Source organism: Roseivivax sp. CAU 1753, assembly GCF_054482575.1.
The window spans coordinates 454,113-474,757 of record NZ_JBTLRF010000003.1 but is presented as its reverse complement, the minus strand read 5'-3'; the positions used below and the strand labels follow the sequence as shown (position 1 = coordinate 474,757).

The window sequence follows — 20,645 nt, the reverse complement described above, 5'->3', positions numbered from 1 at the left end:
CGGCAAGGACCCGATCCCGCTTGAGGGCGGCCAGACCCGCACCTTCCTTGCGGATGGCGATACCGTGGTCCTTCAAGGCCACGCCCAGGGCAACGGCTACCGCATCGGCTTCGGCGCGTGCGCCGGGACCGTGCTGCCGGCCCCCGATCATGCCGCCTGACGGTGCCGGTCTGACGCGGCACCGGCTCAAGGCTGCGACAGCGTCGCCCGGCACCGCTCCAGCACGAAGTCGATGAACAGCCGCACCTTGCTGTCCTGAAGGCGGCGATGCGGATAAAGGCAGCCGAACAGCGCGGGCTCGGGCGGCGTCTCGGGCAGGACCTCGACCAGCGCGCCGCTTTTCAGGTGCTCGGCGACGTCGAACCGGGGCTTGTTGACGATGCCGCGCCCGGCCAGCGCCCATCCGGTCAGCACGTCGCCATCGTCGGAATCGTAGCTGCCCGCCACATCCACCCGCAGCGGCCCTTCCGAGGTCGCCAGCGTCCAGTACCATTCCGGCGACCGGGGATAGCGCAGCAACAGACAATTGTGCCTGAGCAGATCGTCCGGGGCCTCGGGCACCCCGTGTTTCTCAAGGTAATCCGGGGCCGCGCAAAGCAGCCGCGGGGTGTCCATGATCTTGCGCAGGGTCAGGTTGGAATCCGGCGGGCGCCCGACAAACAGCGCCACATCCAGCCCGTCTTCCAGAAGGTCGACCTTCCGGTCCGACAGACGCAGCCGCACCGACACGCCCGGATAGGCATCGACAAATTCGGGAATGAGCGGGGCGATCAGCCGCTTGCCGACGCCCAGCGGTGCCGCCACCTGCACCGTGCCGTGCGGGTTCTGGATGAAATCCGAGATCGCGGCCTCGGCGTCTTCCAGCGATTGCACCACCTGCCGCGCATGGCCATAGAAGGCCTGCCCCACCTCGGTCGGCGACAGCTTGCGTGTGGTGCGATTGAACAGCCGCACGTCCAGGCGCCGCTCCAACTCCTTGATCCGGTTGCTGGCCACCGCCGGGGTCAGCCGCAGATCGCGCCCGCCTGCGGTGATGCTGCCAAGCTCGACCACCCGCACAAAGACCCTCAGACTCTCAAGATAGGGCACCGGTCCCTCCGATTATCAACGATTCGTTGAAACAGAATACGCGACTCCATCGTATTTTGTGAGGTCATGATCCGGCATGATGATCGTGCCGACAGAGTCCTGACTGCGGCAAGGGAGGATACATGACAGCCAGATCGCATATCCGCTTCGTGCTGAACGAACGCGACATCACATTGGACAGCGTCGCCGCCAGCGACACGCTGCTCGATTTCCTGCGCATCGACCGCCGGTTGACCGGCAGCAAGGAAGGCTGCGCCGAGGGCGATTGCGGTGCCTGCACCGTGCTTGTCGGTCGGCTTCAGGACGGCGTGCTGCGCTACGAGCCGGTCAATGCCTGCATCCGGCTTCTGGCCTCGCTCGACGGCTGCCACGTGGTGTCGGTCGAATACCTGTCCGGCCCGGACGGCAAGCTGCACCCGGTCCAGCAGGCCATGGTCGAGAACCACGGCAGCCAGTGCGGTTTCTGCACCCCCGGTTTCGTCATGTCGCTCTACGCGCTCTGGATGGAAAACCCCGACCCCACCGAGACCGAGATCGAGACCGCGCTTCAGGGCAATCTCTGCCGCTGCACCGGCTACGAGCCGATCATCAAGGCCGCCCGCGCCGCGACCACGCTGGGCAGCCCGGCGGATGATGCCCTGACCCGCGAACGCGATGCGATGACCACGCGGCTGGGCGCATTGCGCGACGGGCGGCGGGTCGAGATCCGCAAGGGCCACTCCCTGTGCATCCTGCCCGCCTCGGTCGACGATCTGGCCCAGGTTCTGCAAGAGACGCCAGAGGCCACGATGGTCGCGGGGGCCACCGATGTGGGGCTCTGGGTGACGAAGTTCCTGCGCGACATCTCTCCGGTGGTGTTTCTGGGCCATCTGGACGAGCTGCGGCAGATCGACGTCGACGATACCGCGATCACCATCGGCGCGGGCGTCAGCTATTCCGGCAGCCACGCGGCGCTGACGGCGGATTATCCGCATCTGGCCGCGTTCTGGGACCGCATTGCGGGCTGGCAGATCCGCAGCATGGGCACCATCGGCGGCAATGTCGCAAACGGCTCGCCCATCGGGGACACGCCGCCGGTGCTGATCGCGCTGGGCGCGTCGATCACCCTGCGCAAGGGCGCTGTGCGGCGCGATATGCCGATCGAGGATTTCTTCATCGACTACGGCAAGCAGGACCGCGCCCCGGGCGAGTTTCTGGAACGGATCACCGTGCCGCGCCCCCGCGACGGCGACCTGCACGCGGCCTACAAGATCTCCAAGCGCCGCGACGAAGACATCTCGTCGGTCTGCGCCGCCTTCAATGTCAGCGTTGCCGGTGGCCGGATCACCGCCGCCCGGATCGCTTTCGGCGGCATGGCGGCCACCCCGAAACGCGCGGCAGCCGCCGAGGCGGCGCTCGTCGGCGCCGACTGGAGCGAGGCCACCCTGATGGCCGCCGCCGCCCGGCTGGGCGACGATTTCACACCGCTGACCGACTGGCGCGCCTCGTCGGACTACCGCCTGCAAGTGTCGAAGAACCTGTTCCGCCGGTTCTGGCTCGAACAGCAGCAGGGCAGCGACGCACCCGTGCGTCTGAGCGCGTAAGGGAAGGACTGGACATGACCCGCGAAAACACCGTCACCGCACCCATCGACACCGACAAGCGCAAGGACCCGCCCGTGACCCGGCATCTCGCGCGGGCCGGGCAGGACCGCGACACCATCAAGGGCGGCGTCAGCAAGGATCTGCAACATGACAGCGCCATCAAGCACGTCACCGGACGGGCCGAATATTGCGACGACATCGCCGAGCCCGCGGGCACGCTGCATGCCTATCTGGGCCTTTCGACACGCGCCCATGCGCGGCTCGTGGGGCTGAACCTCGACGCGGTGCGCGCCGCCCCCGGCGTTGTCGGCGTGCTGACCGCCGAGGACATCCCCGGCGTCAACGATGTCTCGCCGACCGGTCGCCATGACGAGCCGATCTTCGCCACCGACAAGGTCGAGTTCTGGGGCCAGCCGATCTTCGCGGTTGTCGCCGAAACCCGCGATCTGGCGCGCCGCGCGGCCAAGCTGGCCGAGGTCAGCTATGACGACCTGCCGCACGCGCTCGATGTGCGCGCGGCGCAAGCGGCGGACATGGGGTATGTCACCCCGCCGCTGACTCTGAAACGCGGTGAGGCGGCCAGCGCCATGGCGCAGGCGACACACCGGATCAAGGGCACGATGCGGGTCGGCGGTCAGGATCACCTCTATCTCGAAGGGCATATCGCCTTTGCCATCCCCGGCGAGGATGACGACGTGATGGTGCATTCCTCGACGCAGCACCCGTCCGAGGCACAGCACATGGTGGCCCATGTCCTTGGCGTGCCGTCCAACGCCGTCACCATCAACGTGCGACGCATGGGCGGCGGCTTCGGCGGCAAGGAAACCCAGATGAACCTCTTCTGCTCGGTCGCCGCGGTGGCCGCGAAGAAATGGCACCGGGCGGTCAAGATCCGCCCCGACCGCGACGACGACATGTCGGCCACCGGCAAGCGCCATGATTTCGTGATCGACTACGAGGTGGGCTTCGACGACGACGGCGTGATCTCTGCCGTCACCGGCGAGTTCGCCGCGCGCTGCGGCTTTTCGTCGGACCTGTCGGGGCCGGTCACCGACCGCGCGCTGTTTCACGCCGACAACGCCTATTACTACCCCAACGTGCTGCTCAACTCGCACCCGATGAAGACCAACACCGTGTCCAACACCGCCTTTCGCGGCTTCGGCGGGCCGCAGGGTGTGATCGCCGCCGAACGCATCATGGAAGAAATCGCCTATCATCGCGGTCTCGACAGCCTCGAGGTGCGCAAGCGCAATTTCTACGGCGAGGCCGGGCGCGACGTCACACCCTATCACCAGACCGTGGAAGACAACATCGCGCCGCGCATCGTGCAGGAGCTTGAGGACAGCGCCGATTACCAGGCGCGCCGTCAGGCCGTGCTGGACTGGAACGCGCGCGGCGGCACCATCCGCAAGGGCATCGCGCTGACCCCGGTCAAGTTCGGCATTTCGTTTACCGCCACCTGGTACAACCAGGCGGGTGCCCTGCTGCACATCTATTCGGACGGCTCGATCCATCTGAACCATGGCGGCACAGAGATGGGGCAGGGGCTCAACACCAAGATCGCGCAGGTCGTGGCCGACGAGCTTCAGGTCGATTTCGACAGGATCAAGATCACCAAGACCACCACCGAAAAGGTGCCCAACACCTCGGCCACGGCAGCGTCCTCGGGGTCGGACCTGAATGGCATGGCGGCGCTGGACGCGGCGGTGCAGATCAAGGAACGGCTGGTCGACTTCGCCGCCGAGCGCTGGCAGACCGATACCGCCAACGTGCGCTTCGTGGCCAACGCCGTGCAGATCGGCACCGAGACGATCCCCTTCGCCGATTTCATCCGCGAAGCCTACATGGCGCGCATCCACCTGTCGGCGGCGGGCTTTTACAAGACGCCCAAGATCCACTGGGACCGCGACACCGGCAAGGGCCGTCCGTTCTACTACTACGCCTACGGGGCGGCCTGTTCGGAAGTGTCGGTCGATACGCTGACCGGCGAATACCGGGTCGAGCGCACGGATATCCTGCACGATGTCGGCCGATCCCTGAACCCGATCATCGACAAGGGTCAGGTCGAAGGGGCCTTCATCCAGGGCATGGGCTGGCTGACCACCGAAGAGCTGTGGTGGGACCAGAAGGGGCAGCTTCGCACCCACGCGCCCTCGACCTACAAGATCCCGCTCGCCTCGGACCGGCCGCGCGTCTTCAACGTCAAGCTGGCGACATGGTCCGAGAACCGCGAGCACACCATCAAGCGCTCCAAGGCGGTGGGCGAGCCGCCCTTCATGCTGGGCATCTCGGTGTTCGAGGCGCTGTCGCACGCGGTGGCCAGCGTCGCCGACTACAAGACCTGCCCGCGTCTCGACGCCCCGGCGACGCCGGAATGCGTGCTGATGGCCATCGAACGGCTCAGGGGGTGATCCGATGGACCTTTCGCAGTTTCTGGACAGCCACGTGGACGTCATCCATGTCCGCTTGCGGCAGGTGCGCGGGTCGTCCCCGCGCGACGCCGGGGCCGAGATGTTCGTGGCGTCCGGCGCGGTGCATGACACCATCGGTGGCGGCCAGCTTGAATACATGGCCATCGACAAGGCGCGGTCGATGCTGCGCACGGGCGTCACCCGCGCCGAGATGGACGTGCCGCTTGGCCCCGAGATCGGGCAATGCTGCGGCGGGCGCGTCGGCCTCACGCTGACGCACATGACGGCGGCGGAACGCGCCGCTTCGGTGGCGGCGGCGGAACGGCAGCAGGCCGCCCGGCCTCATGTCTACATCCTCGGGGCCGGGCATGTGGGGCGCGCGCTCGCGGGCTGCTTCCAGTCCCTGCCAGTGCGCTGCATCCTGATCGACAGCCGCGCCGAGGAGTTGTCGCTTGCCGGTGCGACGGTCGAGAAACGCGCCTCGGCGATGCCCGAAGCCGACATCCGCGCCGCCCCGCCGGGCAGCGCCTTCATCGTGCTGACCCACGATCACGCGCTCGACTTCCTGTTGACCTCCGAAGCGCTGGGCCGGGGCGACGCCGCCTATGTCGGGCTGATCGGGTCGGCCACCAAGCGGGCCAGGTTCGCGCGCTTTCAAGCGGACACCGCCGGCACCCCCGATATCGACCGGCTGACCTGCCCCATCGGGGCCACCGCCAGCACCGACAAACGCCCCGAAGTGATCGCGGCCTTCGTCACGGCAGAGGTCATGACAGCCCTGACCGTCCCGGCCCACCTGGCCACGGATGCCGTTCGCTGAACTGAAAAAAGGTCCCGCGCATCCCGCCTGAGGAGAGCGGTGCGGCGACCCTCACCCCAAGGGAGGAGCCCTGGAAATGTCCGATAGCACTTATGAGTACAAATTGTTCAGTCGCAGCGACTTCAATGCGTTCTGGGCGTTGTTTACCGACAACCTCGTCAACCTTCTGATCCTGTCGGGCGTCTGCCAGTTCGTCTTCCAGATGCCCGCCGAGATCGTCTTCGGACGCATCGTGCCCGGGGCCGCAATCGCGATCCTCGCGGGGGTGGCGGTTTATACCGTGATGGCCAGATGGGCCGCCAACCGGCAGGGCCGCGACGTCACCGCCCTGCCATACGGCATCTCGACGCCGGTGATGTTCGTCTACCTCTTCGGGGTGATCGGACCGATCTACTGGGCGACGAGCGATCCGCTTCTGGCCTGGCAGGTCGGCATCGGCGCGGGCTTCATGGGCGGCATCGTCGCGGCCCTGGGGGCCATCGTCGGCCCGTTCCTCAAGCGGATCACACCGCGCGCGGGCATGCTCGGCACGCTTTGCGGTATCGCGCTGGTGTTCATCGGATCGGTGCCCCTGGCCGAGATCTTCGAGCATCCGATCATCGGCTTTTCGTCGCTGCTGTTCATCCTCTGGGGTCTGATCGGGCGTTTCCGTCTGCCGGGCAACGTGCCTGCGGGTCTGGTGGCCATCGGCGTCGGCACGGTAATCGCGATCTTCCTCGGGCAATCGTCCTTCAACACTGACGGTATCGGCTTCTACCCGCCGGTGCCCTATTTCGGCGACATGATCGCGGGCATCCAGTACCTCTTTGCCAATCCCGAACTGTTCCTCGTTCTGATCCCGGTGCAGATCTACAACTTCATCGAAACCATGAACAACGTGGAATCCGCCGAGGCGGCGGGCGACAGCTACCCGGTGGGGCTCTGCCAGATCACCGACGGGGCGGGCACGATGATCGGCGCGCTGTTCGGATCGCCGTTTCCGACCACGGTCTATATCGGCCATCCCGCCTACAAGCGGCTTGACGCGCGCGCGGGCTACATCATCGGCGTGGCGTTGGTGATCGCGCTCGCGGCCTTCCTGGGCTTTCTGTCCTTCCTCGCGGGCCTGATCCCGATTGCCGCCGCCGCTCCGGTGCTGGTCTTCGTGTCGGTCAGCCTGATCACCAACACCGCCTTTGCGGTGAAGCCCGCCCACATGGCCGCAGTCGCCTTCGCGATCCTGCCGCATATCTCGGCCTTCCTGGTGACCAAGTGGGGGTCGATGATGAACAGCCTGCGCAGCACCGGGGTCGAGGGGTTGCCCGCGCTGGGCGATGCCGACCTGACCGCCGCCCTGCTGATGGAGGGGGCGCATTACGAAGGTCACCTGGCGCTGTCTCAGGGGGCCATCATCACCGGCCTTGTCTGGGGCGCGATCGTGGCGGACGTGATCGACGGGCGCTTCAAATACGCGGGCGGCTTTGCCATCGCGGCGGCGGTGATGTCGTCGGTCGGGATCATCCATAGCTACACGTTGCAGATGCCGCAATTCGACGGTATCACCGTCGGCTACCTGATCATCGGCGCGTTCCTGACGCTCTACCCGATGTTCGCGCCGAAGGAAGACCTTGAAAACCGGATCATCGTGCCCGACGAGCCGGATTTCATGGACGACAACTCCCCGGCGCTCGACCGGATCTGAACACCCGAACACCCCGGGGCGGTCGCAGCATCGCCCCGGCCCGGACCCCTTTCCGAAAAGGCACTTTCCCGATGACCGACACCCTGTTGCGCGGACGCCTTCTGACGTTCCACCACGAGCCCGCCGGTGCCGACGACACGGACGCCTACAGCTACGCCGAGGACGGCGCGATCCTGATGCGCGACGGGTTGATCGTGGCCTCGGGCGATCACGCGTCGGTGGCGCAAACCGCCGCGGACGCGCAGATCGTCGATCACCGCCCGCATCTCATGATGGCGGGCTTCATCGACGCCCATATCCACTTTCCGCAGGTGCAGGTGGTGGCAAGCTGGGGCAGCCAGCTGCTCGACTGGCTCAATGGCTATACCTTTCCCGCCGAGGCGGAATACGCCAACGCGCAGCACGCGGCGGCGATGGCGGGGCGGTTCTGCACCCTGCTGACCGATCATGGCACCACCACCGCCGTGGCCTTCTGTTCGGTCCACAAGGCCAGCGCCGAAGCCTTGTTCCGCGAAGCCGCCGACCGCAACATGCGGATGATCGCGGGCAAGACGATGATGGACCGCAACGCCCCGGACGCCGTGCTGGATACGCCGCAATCGAGCTATGACGACAGCAAGGCGCTGATCGCGGACTGGCACGGCAAGGGCCGCGCGTCCTATGCCGTCACGCCGCGCTTCGCGATCACCTCGACGCCCGAACAGATGGCCATGGCCGGGGCGCTGGCGGCAGAGCATCCGGACTGTTTCGTCCAGACCCACCTGTCGGAAAACCGCGACGAGATCGCCTATACCGCCCAGCTCTACCCCGAGGCGCGCGATTACCTCGATGTCTACGAAAGCCATGGCCTGCTTGGCCCGCGCACCCTGCTGGGCCATTCCATTCACCTTGAGCCGCGCGAGATCGACGCCATCGCGCAGACCGGCGCGCACCCGGTTTTCTGCCCCACCTCGAACCTGTTTCTGGGCAGCGGGCTGTTTGACGAGGCCGGTCTGCGCGGGCGCGGGATCACCAGCGGCATCGCCACGGATATCGGCGGCGGCACCAGCTATTCCATGCTCCAGACCCTGAACGAGGGCTACAAGATCCTGCAATTGCAGACCCAGAAGCTGCACGCCCTGCGCGCCTTCCACTGGATCACGCGCGGCAATGCCGAGGTGCTGGGGATGGCCGACCGGATCGGCACGCTCGATGCCGGAACCGAGGCCGACGTGGTGGTGCTGAACGCCCGCGCCACGCCCGCGATGGCGCTGCGCATGGACCGCGCCGAGACCCTCGCCGAGGAGTTGTTCGCGCTTCAGATGATGGGCGACGACCGGGCCATCGTGCAGACCTACGTCGCCGGGCGCGCGCAGAAAGACGCGGCCCGCTGACACCGGGGCCGGGGCGCGGGCCGATCGGTCAGCCGCGCAACCATCCGTCCGCGAATTCGGTCGCTTCGGTGCCCGCGAGCGTCGCGACCTGACCCAGCGCGCGCCGCACCCCCTCGGTGCGGGCCTTGCCCATCCGGAAGCCTGACTCGGGCCAGAAACCGCGCACCTTCAGGGTCTTGCCCTGACGCTGCGCGTCGATCCGACCGATCAGGCGGTCGCCTTGCAACACCGGAAAGACGTAATAGCCGTATTGCCGCCTGTCCTCGGGCACGAAGATCTCGATCCGGTAGCGAAAACCGAAGATCCGCTCGGCGCGGGCACGGTCGCGCAAGGCCGGATCGAAGGGCGACAGCAGGCGCACGCGCGGCGAAGGCGCGGGCAGGGACGCCGCCTGATCCAGCGCCGCTTCGGTGGTGAAACCGCGCCGCGCGGTGCCGTCCGCCGACACGATATCCGCCTCGATGATGTCCCCTGCCGCCAGCGCCTCTGCGCACCAGGCACGGGCCTCGTCGCGGGTGACGATCTCGAAAAACGCCGCCAGTTCGCCGCTGGTGCCGAAGCCGAGCCGCGTAAGCGCGGCGGACATCGCCCAGTCCACCACCTCCGCCGCGCTATGGCGCGCATTCAGATGCTCGGGCGGGATCACCCGTTCGCTCAGGTCGTAGTATTTGCGAAACCCCGACCGGTGGCAGATCGCCAGCCGCCCCGAGCGCCAGAGAAACTCCAGCGCGGTCTTCGACGGGTGCCAGTCCCACCAGCCCGTCGATCCCTTGTGTTCACCGGTGCCGACATCGCGCGAACAGACCGGCCCGTGATCGGCCACATGCCGCAATACGGTGTCGATCTCGGCGTGCCAGCCCGCGCGTCGGCCGTCCTGCCATCGCGCCTCTATGCGCGCCGCGTCGCGGGCGAATTTCAGCTGCCACATCGGGTAGAACGGCATCGGAATGATCGACGCGTCATGGGTCCAGTGTTCGAAGGCGGTGCGATGGCGCGCCACCAGATGCTCCAGCGCGCGGGGCCGGTAGCGGGCGCGCCGCGACCACAGGATCAGGTCATGCGCCCGGGCCAGCGTGTTGACGCTGTCGACCTGAACGAAGCCCAGCGCGTCCAGCACGCCGTCAAGATCCGCGCCCTTGCCCGGCCCCGGGGTCGGACGCAGCAGCAGATGCCTGTCCAGAAACAGGCGGCGGGCATGCGCGTTGCTCAGTCGCGGGCGGGTCATCCGGGCATCCTATCCGGCCTGGCCGGAACTGACAGCGGCAATCGCGACCCGGATCCAGCCCGTGCCGCCAACGCGCTCAGCCGGTCTTGGGCGTTGCGGCGGACCCCGCCAGCAGCCCGCCGTCGATGGTCAGTTCGGCACCGGTCATATAGGCGGCCTCGTCGCTGGCCAGCATCACCGCCAGCGCCGCGACCTCTTCGGGCGTGCCGAAGCGGTGCATCGGCGTGTCGGCCACGAAGGCGGCCATGCGGGCCGCGCGGTCCGCACCGTCGCCCAGCATCGGCTCCCACATCGGGGTCAGGATCGCGCCCGGATGGATCGAATTGCAGCGGATGTTCAGCCCCTGCTCGGCGCAATAGAGCGCGACCGTCTTGGTGTGGTTGCGCACCCCGGCCTTCGACGACGCATAGGCCGCCGCCGCCGGTATCCCCACGAGGCCCGACCGCGACGAGATGTTGACGATCGACCCCGCACCCCTGCCGCGCATCGCCGCGATCGCATAGCGGCAGCCCATGAAGGTGCCGTCAAGGTTGACCGCATGCACCGCCCGCCAGTCGTCCAGCGTGGCGTGTTCGGGGTCCTGCGGGCGCGTCGCGGTCTCGAAGCCGGTGACGCCCGCGTTGTTGACCACCACGTCACAGGCGGGCCATGCATCTGCCAGCGCGGCCCAGTCCGCCTCGGATGACACATCGAGCCGCAGCCCGTGACCGCCGATGGCCCTGGCCACGGCCCGGGCGCCGCCGTCGTCCTTGTCGGTGACGACAACCGATGCGCCCTCTTCGGCGAAGGCCCGCGCGATGGCAGCGCCGATGCCCCGCCCCGCGCCGGTGATGATGCAGATCTTGCCGGTCAGTCGTGCCATGATGCCAGTGTCCGTCTCTGTGTCCGTCTCTGTGTCCGTTCCGGTTGGCGGGGCCGGGTGCCCGGGGGCGCGGGGGCCGCTCGGGGTCAGCCTATTGCGGTGATCGGGCGTTGGCCACCGGGCCGGTGTGCCACGCCGTCACAGCAGCCGCGCCAGCCGCGCCTGATCGACCTTCGAGCGATGGCGCCTGTCCATCGGCATCCGCGCCACCCGGATCACCCGGTCGATGCCCTGCTCCGACGCCCGGCGCTGCCAATCGGCGCTGTGGCTTTCGTCGCCCTCGATGGCCAGAACCGGCGTTGCGTCCACCTGTGCCAGCGCGGCGCGGCGCACCCCCGGCCACATCCGCGCGGCGGTCTCGATGCAGAACGGGTAAAGCGTGCCGCGCGGCGTCTCGACCGCGGCACCGTGACGCCCCAGCAACCACAGCCGCCCGGCATCGTCGAGCCGGCCCGCATCGCCGGTCCGGTGCCAGATGACGCCGTCGATCCGGCGCTTGTTTTCGGCGTCGCGCGCGGGATCGAGATAGCCCTGAACCACGTGATCGCCCGCCACCCAGATCTCGCCGTTCTCGATGCGCAGCGACACGCCCCTGGCGGGCCGATACGCCAGCAGCCCCGCCCCTGCCGCCATGCTTGCCCGGTCCGGCGGCGCGATGGCGCTGGCCTCGATCTCGGCGATGGGTTCGGCTTCGGTCGATCCGTAGACCGATACCACCCGCAGGTCCGGGGCGGCATCGGTCAGCTTCCGGACCATGTCGGGAAACACCGGGCCGCCGCCGGTAAACACCGTGTGCAGGCCGGGCGGCAGCGGTTTCTCGGCAAGCGTTTCGCACAGCGCCGGGGGCAGCAGGGCGCGGGTCACCCCGTGTCGCGCGATCAGCCGGTGCAGCCCCGCGGTGGTGACCCTGTCCGCGCGCCGCAATGGCCAGTCGGGCAGCACCGACGTGCGCCCCGCCGCGAGGTTCAGCAGCACGAAGACCGGAAACCCCACGAGGTCGACCGTGTTGTCATCGCTGGCCAGCAAGGGGGCCACCGCCGCGCGCTGGGCCATCAGGAAACGGTGGCTGCGGGGGATCGCCTTGGGCGCGCCGGTGGTGCCCGAGGTAAAGGATATCAGCGCGATATCCCCGGGCTGGCAGGACGATGCGAACCCGCCTTGCGCCCCGGTGCGGCCCCCGCCCGCGGCCACCGGCGTCAGATGGCGCGCGCGCCAGAGCCCCGGCAGGGCCAGATGCAACAGGCGGTAGACCCCCGCGGCGCAAAAGGCCTGCACCGGAACGGCGCGCAGGGCATGATGCAGACCGCCCAGCCCCAGCGCCGGTTCCGGCAGCACCGCGGTGGCCCCCAGCGACCAGATCGCGGCAAGGCTGGCATAGAGATCCGCGCCGACCGGCATCGCCACCAGCGCGCGGTCCCCGGGCCCGAGGCCGCGCGCCCGCCACGCTTCGGTTAGCGCGATGACCCGGGCCTGCAAGGCGGCAAAGGTGATCGGCGTTCCGTCCCCTTCGATCAGCGCGGTGCGGTCGCTCCACCGGGCGGCGGCGCGGGCGAATGCGGCGGGCAGGCTATCCATCCAGCCGCCTACCCATCAGCGCATAACGCCGGAACACATCCGCCCCTTCAAGCCCGCTGCGCGCCAGCGACAGGTTGTCCTCGTGCATCAGCGCGTGAATGACCGTGTCGCATCCCAGCGCGCGGGCATTGGCGTGGAACCGCTGGCTCAGCGCGTGACCGGCCCCCTTGCGCAGGCTGGCATAGGTCTTGAGGATCGCGGTCCCGGGCGATGGCCCCTCGGCGTAGTTCGGAATGCCGAACAGGAACCCCGCCAGCGCATCGTCGCCGGTGCGCGCGAACAGGATCAGCTCGGGTTTCAGCAGCGGCACCAGCGGCATGTACATGGCAAGGAACGCGGCAAGATCGATGGGCAGGTAATAGGGGTTGCCCGCGAAGGCGGTGCAGGACAGCGCGTGGACCTGGGTGAACAGGGCCTCCGCGTCGCGGCCATCCCATTCTTCGACCCGCAGCCCGTCCGGTGCGGCGACCGGTTCCGGCGCATCGGACGCCATCGGCCCCAGCGGCGCCGCCGCCGAGACATAGCGCCCGATCACCGAAAACCCGGCCTGCACAAAGGCATCGAGGTCGTGCGGCGCGCTTTTCGGCTCCATCAGGAAGGGCGCGCGCCCGTCGCTGTCGCTGACCAGCCGGTAGCTGTGCCAGGTGTCGCCCTCCATCGGGCCGATCAGCGCCGCCGCACCAGCCGCCCGCGCCGCATCACCGGCCTGCGCCAGCACCCCCGCACCGGACGCGGCGGCGTCGCATTTCAGATGACTGACCGCCATGGTGCGCAGGCCCGGTGACATCTCGGGCGCGCGGTGGTGCAGCGTCAGGCTTGCGCCGTCGCATGTCAGTTTCTCGGTGCTCACAACACCCCTCCCTTGGCGCGCGCGACGGTCCAGGCATAGGCCCCCAGCGGCAGGACCAGCGCCAGCAGCGTCAGTTTTCCGGCGCGCCGATCTTCGAATGCCCGCGGGCGCAGCAGCGGCACCGCCAGCATCAGCGCCGCGCAGGCACTGGCAAACGCGGTGTCCCGGGCGGTCTGGCCCGGGGCCATCAGCGCGGTCAACAGCGCGACAAGCCCCGCCCCGGCGACCGCCGCCGCCAGCCACCGCCAATGCGCGGGCAGCGGCACCAGCGCCAGCGCGACCTGGCCCGCGCAGATTCCCATCGACATCAGCGCGTAGAACCACAGCGCGTTGACGCCGCTGACCAGCCCCAGCACCAGCCAGCCGAAACTGGCCAGCGCCAGGGCGGCGACAATATCGAGTTCGGGATGGGTGGCCGACCCGGGATTGGCCTTCCGCGAGATGGCATGGGTGACAAAGATCAGGATCGGCAGCACGGTGTTTTCCAGCGCCGTGACCGAAATCAGCAGAAAGATCGAGATGACATAGACCCGCGCCGCATGGGCGCTCAGCCCCAGCATCGGCGCGGCGCGCAGAAAGGCAAAGATGGCCAGCAGGAACCCCACCGCCAGCGCCACCAGCTCTGCGGGCGGCGAGTGCATGTGGCTTTCCAGAAAAACCAGCAGCCCCGCGGGCAGGAAGAAATTGTCAAAGCCGCGCCAGCTGTCGGCCTCGACCAGGGTGCCGAAGGCCGCCACGATGATCGACAAGAGGATCACGCCCGCGCGGTCCACATCCGTGAGAAGCAGCAGGCAGACCATGGACAGGATCAGCGTTACGGTGAAGAATGCGACGGACCCCTCGACGCTTTTCTGGCCGTCCTCGACCTGAAAGAAACCGCGCCCGTAGCGGGTGCCGGTCAGCGCCGCCGCCGCATCCGCAAGGGTCAGCACCGCGATCGGCAGGAAATACAGGATCGCCCGCCCGTCCGACAGCAGAAAGACCGTGCCCACCGCCAGCGCCAGCAGGATGTCGCCCGATGACTGCCGCTCGACCCCGTGCAGCGTCGCGCCAAGCCCGCCCTGGGCGACCCGGGGCAGGCGCAGCACCAGCATGACCGCAAGCGTCAGGCCGATCAGCATGAAGATCGGCCAACGGTCGGTGAAAAGCCACGGCAGGCACAGCGCGTAAAGCCCGGTGCCGATATGCACGAGCTTGCGCTGCACCTCGGCCGACACGTCGCGCCGCTGCGCCACATGCCGGACCAGCGCCATCAGCCCCAGCAGGGTCAGCACCGACGCCACAGCGATCCCCACCTGCGCCGCCACGCTCACGCGATGACCTCCTCGATGACCAGATCCGAGTAGAAGAACGCCTTGTCGCGCGCTTTCAGCCGGTCCTCCAGCGCCGTCAGGGTGGTGACATTCGCGGCCCATGCCTCGGGCACGCGGCGCGGTGCCATCATGTTCCAGTAGACCAGCCGCGCGCCCGGATTGGCGGCGCGCAGGATGTCGCCATAGACCGTTTCGAAGACGCCGGGCGACATGTATTCGAAGATGTCCGACAGGTTGAAACCGTCAAACCTCTCGCCGGTGCCGATGGCCGCCTCCAGCGATCCCGGGCGAATGTCCAGCCGGTCGAGCCGGTCGCGGATCGTCGCGTAATGCTCGGCCCGCCAGGTCATCGGCAGCGCTGCGCCGTGCGTGCCTTTCATGATCCAGTGCAGATAGGGGTTGTCCGCCGGATCGCAGGTGATGCCCGCATGGCGCAGACGCCGCGTCACATGGGCCGCGACCGACCCCTCGACCTGATCGAAGAACGCCTTGTCGCGCCCCATCCGCCCCATCACGAAACGCGAGAAAAAGAGGTTCAGCAGCAACCGCCAGCGCCATGTCTCGAAGCGCTGGGTCAGGAACGCCTCGCGCGCGGCGGGCGGGCGCGACACGAAGATGTCGTCGATGGTGCGGCGGGAATGCACCAGCGGCAGCAGCCAGCGGCGGAAGATGCGGAAATACCGCTCGAACTTGCCGACGCCGCCCGCGCCATGGGCGATCACGCCGGGGGCGAGGCCCTGCCAGAAGGCTGCGGTTTCGGTGTCGGTCTTCAGCAACGCGCGGGCCAGCAAGGTGCCGCGCCGCCCGCTGGGGCGCGCGCCCATCAGTTCCAGAAACTCGGCATGCTCCAGCGTGCGGAACGCCGCGATGCGCAGGCGCAGGCAGGCGATCTGCGCGGGCGACAGATCGACGACGACGACCCGCGCGGGGTCCAGCGTCAGCATCGCCAGCGCATTGTCCCCCGCCGAGCAGATCGACACCAGCGACGCCCCGGGCCTCTGCGGCAGGGCGGCACAAAGCACATCGGCATCTTCCCACAACTGCGCATAGCGGATGTGGTCGAACCGGGCCTTGCCGGCGATCTCTGACGGGGCGGTTTCCGATGCTGCGGTCATGGCTTGACGACCTCGCCGGTGGCGCCGTTCACCTGCAGCGCCTCACCGGTCTCGATCCAGCGGGTCGCCCCCTTCAGGCCGACGACGCAGGGGATGCCCAGCTCGCGCGCGACGATGGCCGAATGCGACAACAGCGAGCCGCGTTCGACCACAATCGCCGAGGCGTTCGAAAAGACCGCGATCCAGCCCGGATCGGTGTGCCGCGCTACCAGGATATCGCCGGGCGTCAGGCTTTCGCTGCGCGGATCGCGGATCACCTGCGCGCGGGCGGTCACGATCCCGGCGGAACAGCCGGTGCCGGTGCGCTGATCGCCGGTCTCGGGCAGCGCGGCCTGCGCCGCGGCGGGCCGCGTCATCAACGCGGGGCCGGTCACGGTCAGCCGTTCGGGCGGGTCGTCGCGCAGGCCTGATTGGCGGTCTTCGTCCTTGCGGGCATTGGCGAGGCCGGCAAGGTCGGGCGACAGGCCGAACCCCTCGACCGCGCCCAGCACCTCGGCCACCGTCAGATAGAGCACGTCGCGCGGCGCATCGAGCAGGCCACGGGCATGAAATTCGCGTCCCAGCGCCAGAAAGACCCGCCGTGCATGACCGAAGATGCGGGTGCGTTCAAAGCGCAGGTTCTCGCGGTCGCGCACCCGCGCCCCGGCCCATCCGGTGACCGCGCGCGCCACCATCCGGCGCAGCGGGCGGCGCGGAAACAACGCGTGCCAGTCGATATCCTGCGCTTCCGCGCGCGGCGTCGCGGGCCGGTCCGCGTGGGCGGCGATGGCGGCGATCAGTTGCGCCGGATCCTCGGTCAGCGGCAGGCTTTCCAGCTTCAGCTCTTCGGTGCAGCGGTCGCCGAACCGTGCGAGGTAGGCGTCGTACTCCGCGCGAATGGCCGGATGGCCGTCCAGCGCCCCGGCCCCGTCACGGCGCAGGGCGTCGCTGATCCCGGCGTCGGCCACCATCGCACCCATCCGTGCGATCCGCTGGGCCGGTTCCGCCGACACGATGTCGCCCTGACCGATCATCAATTCGTTGTGCAGGCTCAGCCCCTCGGCACCCAGCCACCGCTCCAGCAGTGCGCGCGACGCGCCGAACGCCATCATGCAGAGGAAATCGTTGACCAGCGGCGCATCCCAGCGGTCCAGCAGCGTCGTCTCGATCCGACGGTATTCCGCCGCCAGCGCCGATGGCCCTGCCGTCTCGATATCGAGCCCGGTCTCCAGCGCCGCATCGAGCCGCTTTTGAAAGTCCGCCTTGGTCCGGCCCAGCCGCAGCGCCGCCCAGCCCAGACCAACCGCGGTCCGGCCCATGCGCGCATATTCCCGCGCCTTGCCGCGCCGGGTCGCGGGTGCTGCGCCGATCGTCGCTGTCAGCTCGGCCGGCAGCGGCACATCAAGCCCCATCATGGTCTCCATGTAGCTTCGGTTCAGCGCAAAGCCCGGCAGCAGCGCCAGCGCGCGATACCAGTTCAGCAGGTTGTAATAGACCCGCCCATCCAGCCGCCCCAGCATGTTGTCGAAGACCGGCGCATGCGCCGCGATGGCGTCGGGGCGGACCCCCAGCAGGGCGACGAAGGCGCGGTAGACGCGGGCATAGACATGCTGCGCGAAGGAATAGGTCAGCGGCGCCACGATGCCGGGATAGCTTTCGACCACGTTGGAATTGTCAAAGATCGTCACCTGCGGATCGGGGGCGGGCAGGGGCCGCAGCGCCGTCGTGATCGGGCGCGCCTGAAGAATGTGCAAGCCGCCGTCGTCGATGGCCCATTCGATGTCCTGGGCGGTGCCGAAATGCGCCTCGACGCGCCGCGCGAGGTCGGCCACCGCCTGCACCTCGTCCGGCGTCAGGATCGGCGCGTCCGGCGCGGCGCTGACCATACAGCCTTCCAGCGTCCAGTTCTGGCCGTCCTCCGCGCCCGACACCAGCACATCGCCCAAGCCCTCGATGGCCGAGATCACCGTGCGGTCCCGCCGCCCGCTGACCGGATCGGCGGAAAAGGCCACGCCCGACACCCGCGCGGCGATCATGCGCTGCACGATGATCGCGGGCGCGCGGGCGGCGGCACCGGTGCGCAGCGCGCGGTAGGTGGCCACGGTATCGCCGAAACCCGAGGCCCAGACCCGCGCCGCGCTTGCCTGCACCGCGTCGGCGGCGACGTTCAATTCGGTGTCGAACTGGCCCGCATGGCTGTGCTCGGTGCCATCCTCGGCCTGACCGGACGAGCGCACCGCATAGGGGCCGTCGCCCAGCCGCGCCAGCGCCCGGTCCAGCGCGTCGGGCAGGGCGGCATCGGCTGTCGGACCGTCTGGCCCGGCATGGAACGCCTCGGCGCGGATCGCGAAAAAATCGGGCGGTACAAAACCGGCCCGCGCAAGGCGGCCCAGCATCGCCGCCTTGCCGCCGACGATGGCCGGATCGGTACACTCGGTCGATGGCACGATCATGCGACGATCCGGAACAACAGCGGCACCGCGCCTGCGCTGGCATAGCACAGAAACACCCAAAGCCCGGCCACCGTATCGACCGTGGCGGCGCTTTGCGGCGACAGCGCGCGCAGATAGCCGCGCGCCGACCACAGGCACCCGGCCAGCCCCGCCAGCCCCAACGCGCCAAGGACCAGCGCGGTGCCGGTCACCACCCCGACGCCGATCAGCAGCACCAGCGCGACACCAACGACGCCAAGCCAGACCGCAATGGCCCGGCGCGGCCCCCAGAGGCCCGAATAGGTCTCGACGCCCGCGCGTTCGCTGTCTGGGGACCAGATCTTGCGCCCCAGTTCCAGCACGCAGCCATTGGCAAAGGACAGCGCAATGAACAGCCACAGCCCCGCCGCCGGTCCCCCGTGCGCGGTCCATTCCACCCCGGTCAGCATCAGGTCCATCAGCGGCATGATCGCCATATGCGACATCAGGTAGATCACCGGGCGCGCCTTGAGCCAGGCGGGCGCGCCGAACTCGGCGGTCATCGCCGCCAGCCAGACCCAGACCAGCGCCAGCAGCCAGATCAGCCCCGCGCCATGCACCCATGCGATCCCGATGGCCAGCGGCACGGTGGCCTGACCCAGCCCCGTGATCAGCCGCAGCGACACCAGGCCGCGCGGGATGGGACGTTCGGGGCGATAGCGCCGGTCGTCGTCCAGATCCTTGACCTCGTCGCAGACCCGCATCTGGAAGAACACGATCAGCACCAGCGCAAAGGCGGTCACATAGGCCGCCAGCCCGGGCAGGGGCCGTTCCCCGAGAACCGCCGACAGGGTGACGCTCGCGGCGGAAAAGACCGCCAGCAGCGGCACCACCTTTTTCAGCGGGAACCGTTCGGCCTGATAGCGCCAGAGGCGATGCGCGAGGCTCATCTGTGCCGCGCCAGTCGTTCATGCGCGCGCGAAAAGTCACCCGCCGCGATCGCCGCGACGATCGAGATCTCGCCGCACAGGCACAGCGCCGCCGTCACCTCGGCCAGCGCCGCGCCATGCCCCGCGCCGCGCAGCCCCAGGATGTTCAGCCCGGCGGACTGGCTGGGCAACCCGGTGCCGCCGCCGACCGACCCGACAAGGATGTTGGGCATCGTGACCGAACAGAAAAGATCCGCGCCGCGCGCCTCCATCCGGGTGAACCCCATGGCGCTTTCGGCCACGCAGGCGGCGTCCTGCCCGGTGGCCAGATACAGCGCCGCCAGCCCGTTGGCATAATGCGCCTGCGCCCCCAACTGCCCCGACAGCTGCGCGCCCAGGCCCGCGACGCGGCCATACTCCAGCATCGCGGCCACGGTGGTGCCGAGGTGCCGCTCGACGATGGCGGCGGGCAACGTGACAGAAGCGCTGACCTTGCGGCCCCGCCCGGTCATCAGGCCCAGGAACGACGCCTTCTTGTCGCCCGAGAAGTTGCCCTCGATATACCAGCGCAGGATCGGCACCGGGCAGCGCGCGGCGATGTCGCGGCACATGGCGTCGGTGGCGATGGTGACCATGTTCTGCCCCGCCGCGTCGCCGGTCGAATAGCGCGCGATAAGGAACACCGTGTCGTTGTCGATGATCGGCTCGAGCGACAGCAGGCGCCCGTAGCGGGTGGTGGCCTGGGCCGCATCGCGCAGCGCCTCGACCTCGCTGACCACCCAGTCGACAAAGCGGCCCGCGTTAAGCACGCCGTCAAAGCAGAAAGCCGGCGTGCGGATCACCCCTTCGTAAAGCACCGCCGTCGTCACACCGCCCGCCCGTGACGCGGCATAGGCCCCGCGCCCGTAGGATGCGACCAGCGCCGCCTCGGTGGTGGCCAGCGGCACGTTGTAGTCGCCCACGGCGTTCAGCCCGCGCACCCGCAGCGGCCCGATGATGCCGACCGGGATCTTCACCGTGCCGATGAAATTCTCGATGTTCGGGCTGAAGCTCTCGGCCTGTTCCAGCGTTGCGGGATCGGCGATGGCGTCGCGGTCCCGGTCGCCGACCGCGGGTTCCCTGCCCAGGATGTCCCAATAGTGGCGCACCGACGCGGCGCTGGCCTTGCGGACCGGGCGCAGGGTGCGGAAACGGCCGGTGCTCGGCAGCATCCGCTCGGCGATGGTGCGGGCATCGAACCGCGCGCGGATGTTGCGCAGCATTTCGGCCACATGGAATGGGATCACGGTCGCGGGTCCTGAGCACTGGCACGTATCGGCGGTGACCATATCGAAAGCCGGGAAATATGGAATCGCAAATCCGACCCGGGGCCGGATCGGGCAGACCGCACAGAAGCGCACAGGGCGCACAGACCGCAACCAGAGGCGCA

Annotated in this window: 15 protein-coding genes; 5 read left to right on the top strand and 10 right to left on the bottom strand. The window is 68.6% G+C overall.

What is annotated here, in order from left to right; genetic code table 11:
- Positions 1-186: 186 nt before the first annotated feature.
- Positions 187-1,089, bottom strand: coding sequence for a LysR family transcriptional regulator (locus ACXYMN_RS09695; protein ID WP_459013389.1), 903 nt, complete (start codon positions 1,087-1,089; stop codon positions 187-189).
- A 122-nt stretch (positions 1,090-1,211) separates the two neighbouring features.
- Between ACXYMN_RS09695 and xdhA the strand changes: the two genes are divergently transcribed.
- The 5 genes from xdhA (at position 1,212) to guaD (ending at position 8,957) form a co-directional block, all read left to right on the top strand.
- On the top strand, positions 1,212-2,672 hold the full coding sequence (gene xdhA, locus ACXYMN_RS09690) for a xanthine dehydrogenase small subunit (RefSeq protein WP_459013388.1): 1,461 nt from the start codon (positions 1,212-1,214) through the stop codon (positions 2,670-2,672).
- A 14-nt stretch (positions 2,673-2,686) separates the two neighbouring features.
- The gene (gene xdhB / locus ACXYMN_RS09685) at positions 2,687-5,083 is read left to right on the top strand and encodes a xanthine dehydrogenase molybdopterin binding subunit (RefSeq protein WP_459013387.1); all 2,397 of its coding nucleotides are present in this window, start codon (positions 2,687-2,689) and stop codon (positions 5,081-5,083) included.
- Between the two features lie 4 nt (positions 5,084-5,087).
- Positions 5,088-5,903, top strand: coding sequence for a xanthine dehydrogenase accessory protein XdhC (xdhC, locus tag ACXYMN_RS09680; RefSeq protein ID WP_459013386.1), 816 nt, complete (start codon positions 5,088-5,090; stop codon positions 5,901-5,903).
- A gap of 76 nt (positions 5,904-5,979) precedes the next feature.
- Positions 5,980-7,584, top strand: a complete 1,605-nt coding sequence (locus ACXYMN_RS09675) for a xanthine/uracil/vitamin C permease (protein ID WP_459013385.1) — start codon at positions 5,980-5,982, stop codon at positions 7,582-7,584.
- A 71-nt stretch (positions 7,585-7,655) separates the two neighbouring features.
- Positions 7,656-8,957: a guanine deaminase gene (gene guaD, locus ACXYMN_RS09670; protein ID WP_459013384.1), complete on the top strand. Its 1,302-nt coding sequence runs from the start codon at positions 7,656-7,658 to the stop codon at positions 8,955-8,957.
- 28 nt (positions 8,958-8,985) lie between these two features.
- Here guaD and ACXYMN_RS09665 read toward each other — a convergent pair whose 3' ends face one another.
- From ACXYMN_RS09665 to ACXYMN_RS09625, 9 genes are all read right to left on the bottom strand, one after another.
- Positions 8,986-10,182: a winged helix-turn-helix domain-containing protein gene (locus ACXYMN_RS09665; protein ID WP_459013383.1), complete on the bottom strand. Its 1,197-nt coding sequence runs from the start codon at positions 10,180-10,182 to the stop codon at positions 8,986-8,988.
- Positions 10,183-10,258: 76 nt separating this feature from the next.
- Complete coding sequence (locus tag ACXYMN_RS09660; protein WP_459013382.1) at positions 10,259-11,044, bottom strand: SDR family NAD(P)-dependent oxidoreductase; 786 nt, start codon at positions 11,042-11,044, stop codon at positions 10,259-10,261.
- Positions 11,045-11,182: 138 nt separating this feature from the next.
- Positions 11,183-12,619, bottom strand: a complete 1,437-nt coding sequence (locus ACXYMN_RS09655; protein ID WP_459013381.1) for an AMP-binding protein — start codon at positions 12,617-12,619, stop codon at positions 11,183-11,185.
- Positions 12,612-13,469 carry a hypothetical protein gene (locus ACXYMN_RS09650; RefSeq protein WP_459013380.1) on the bottom strand — a complete coding sequence of 286 codons (858 nt, stop codon included), beginning with the start codon at positions 13,467-13,469 and terminating at the stop codon, positions 12,612-12,614. Before ACXYMN_RS09650 ends, ACXYMN_RS09655 begins: the two co-directional genes overlap by 8 nt.
- Positions 13,466-14,782, bottom strand: a complete 1,317-nt coding sequence (locus ACXYMN_RS09645; protein ID WP_459013379.1) for a hypothetical protein — start codon at positions 14,780-14,782, stop codon at positions 13,466-13,468. The genes ACXYMN_RS09650 and ACXYMN_RS09645 overlap by 4 nt, the downstream gene beginning before the upstream one ends.
- Positions 14,779-15,897 carry a BtaA family protein gene (locus ACXYMN_RS09640; RefSeq protein WP_459013378.1) on the bottom strand — a complete coding sequence of 373 codons (1,119 nt, stop codon included), beginning with the start codon at positions 15,895-15,897 and terminating at the stop codon, positions 14,779-14,781. The genes ACXYMN_RS09645 and ACXYMN_RS09640 overlap by 4 nt, the downstream gene beginning before the upstream one ends.
- Positions 15,894-18,329 carry a PEP/pyruvate-binding domain-containing protein gene (locus ACXYMN_RS09635; protein WP_459013377.1) on the bottom strand — a complete coding sequence of 812 codons (2,436 nt, stop codon included), beginning with the start codon at positions 18,327-18,329 and terminating at the stop codon, positions 15,894-15,896. The genes ACXYMN_RS09640 and ACXYMN_RS09635 overlap by 4 nt, the downstream gene beginning before the upstream one ends.
- A complete protein-coding gene (locus ACXYMN_RS09630; protein ID WP_459013375.1) occupies positions 18,326-19,237 on the bottom strand; it encodes a UbiA family prenyltransferase in 912 nt (303 codons plus the stop codon). Before ACXYMN_RS09630 ends, ACXYMN_RS09635 begins: the two co-directional genes overlap by 4 nt.
- Positions 19,234-20,502: a hydroxymethylglutaryl-CoA reductase gene (locus ACXYMN_RS09625; protein ID WP_459013374.1), complete on the bottom strand. Its 1,269-nt coding sequence runs from the start codon at positions 20,500-20,502 to the stop codon at positions 19,234-19,236. Before ACXYMN_RS09625 ends, ACXYMN_RS09630 begins: the two co-directional genes overlap by 4 nt.
- Between the last annotated feature and the right edge of the window lie 143 nt (positions 20,503-20,645).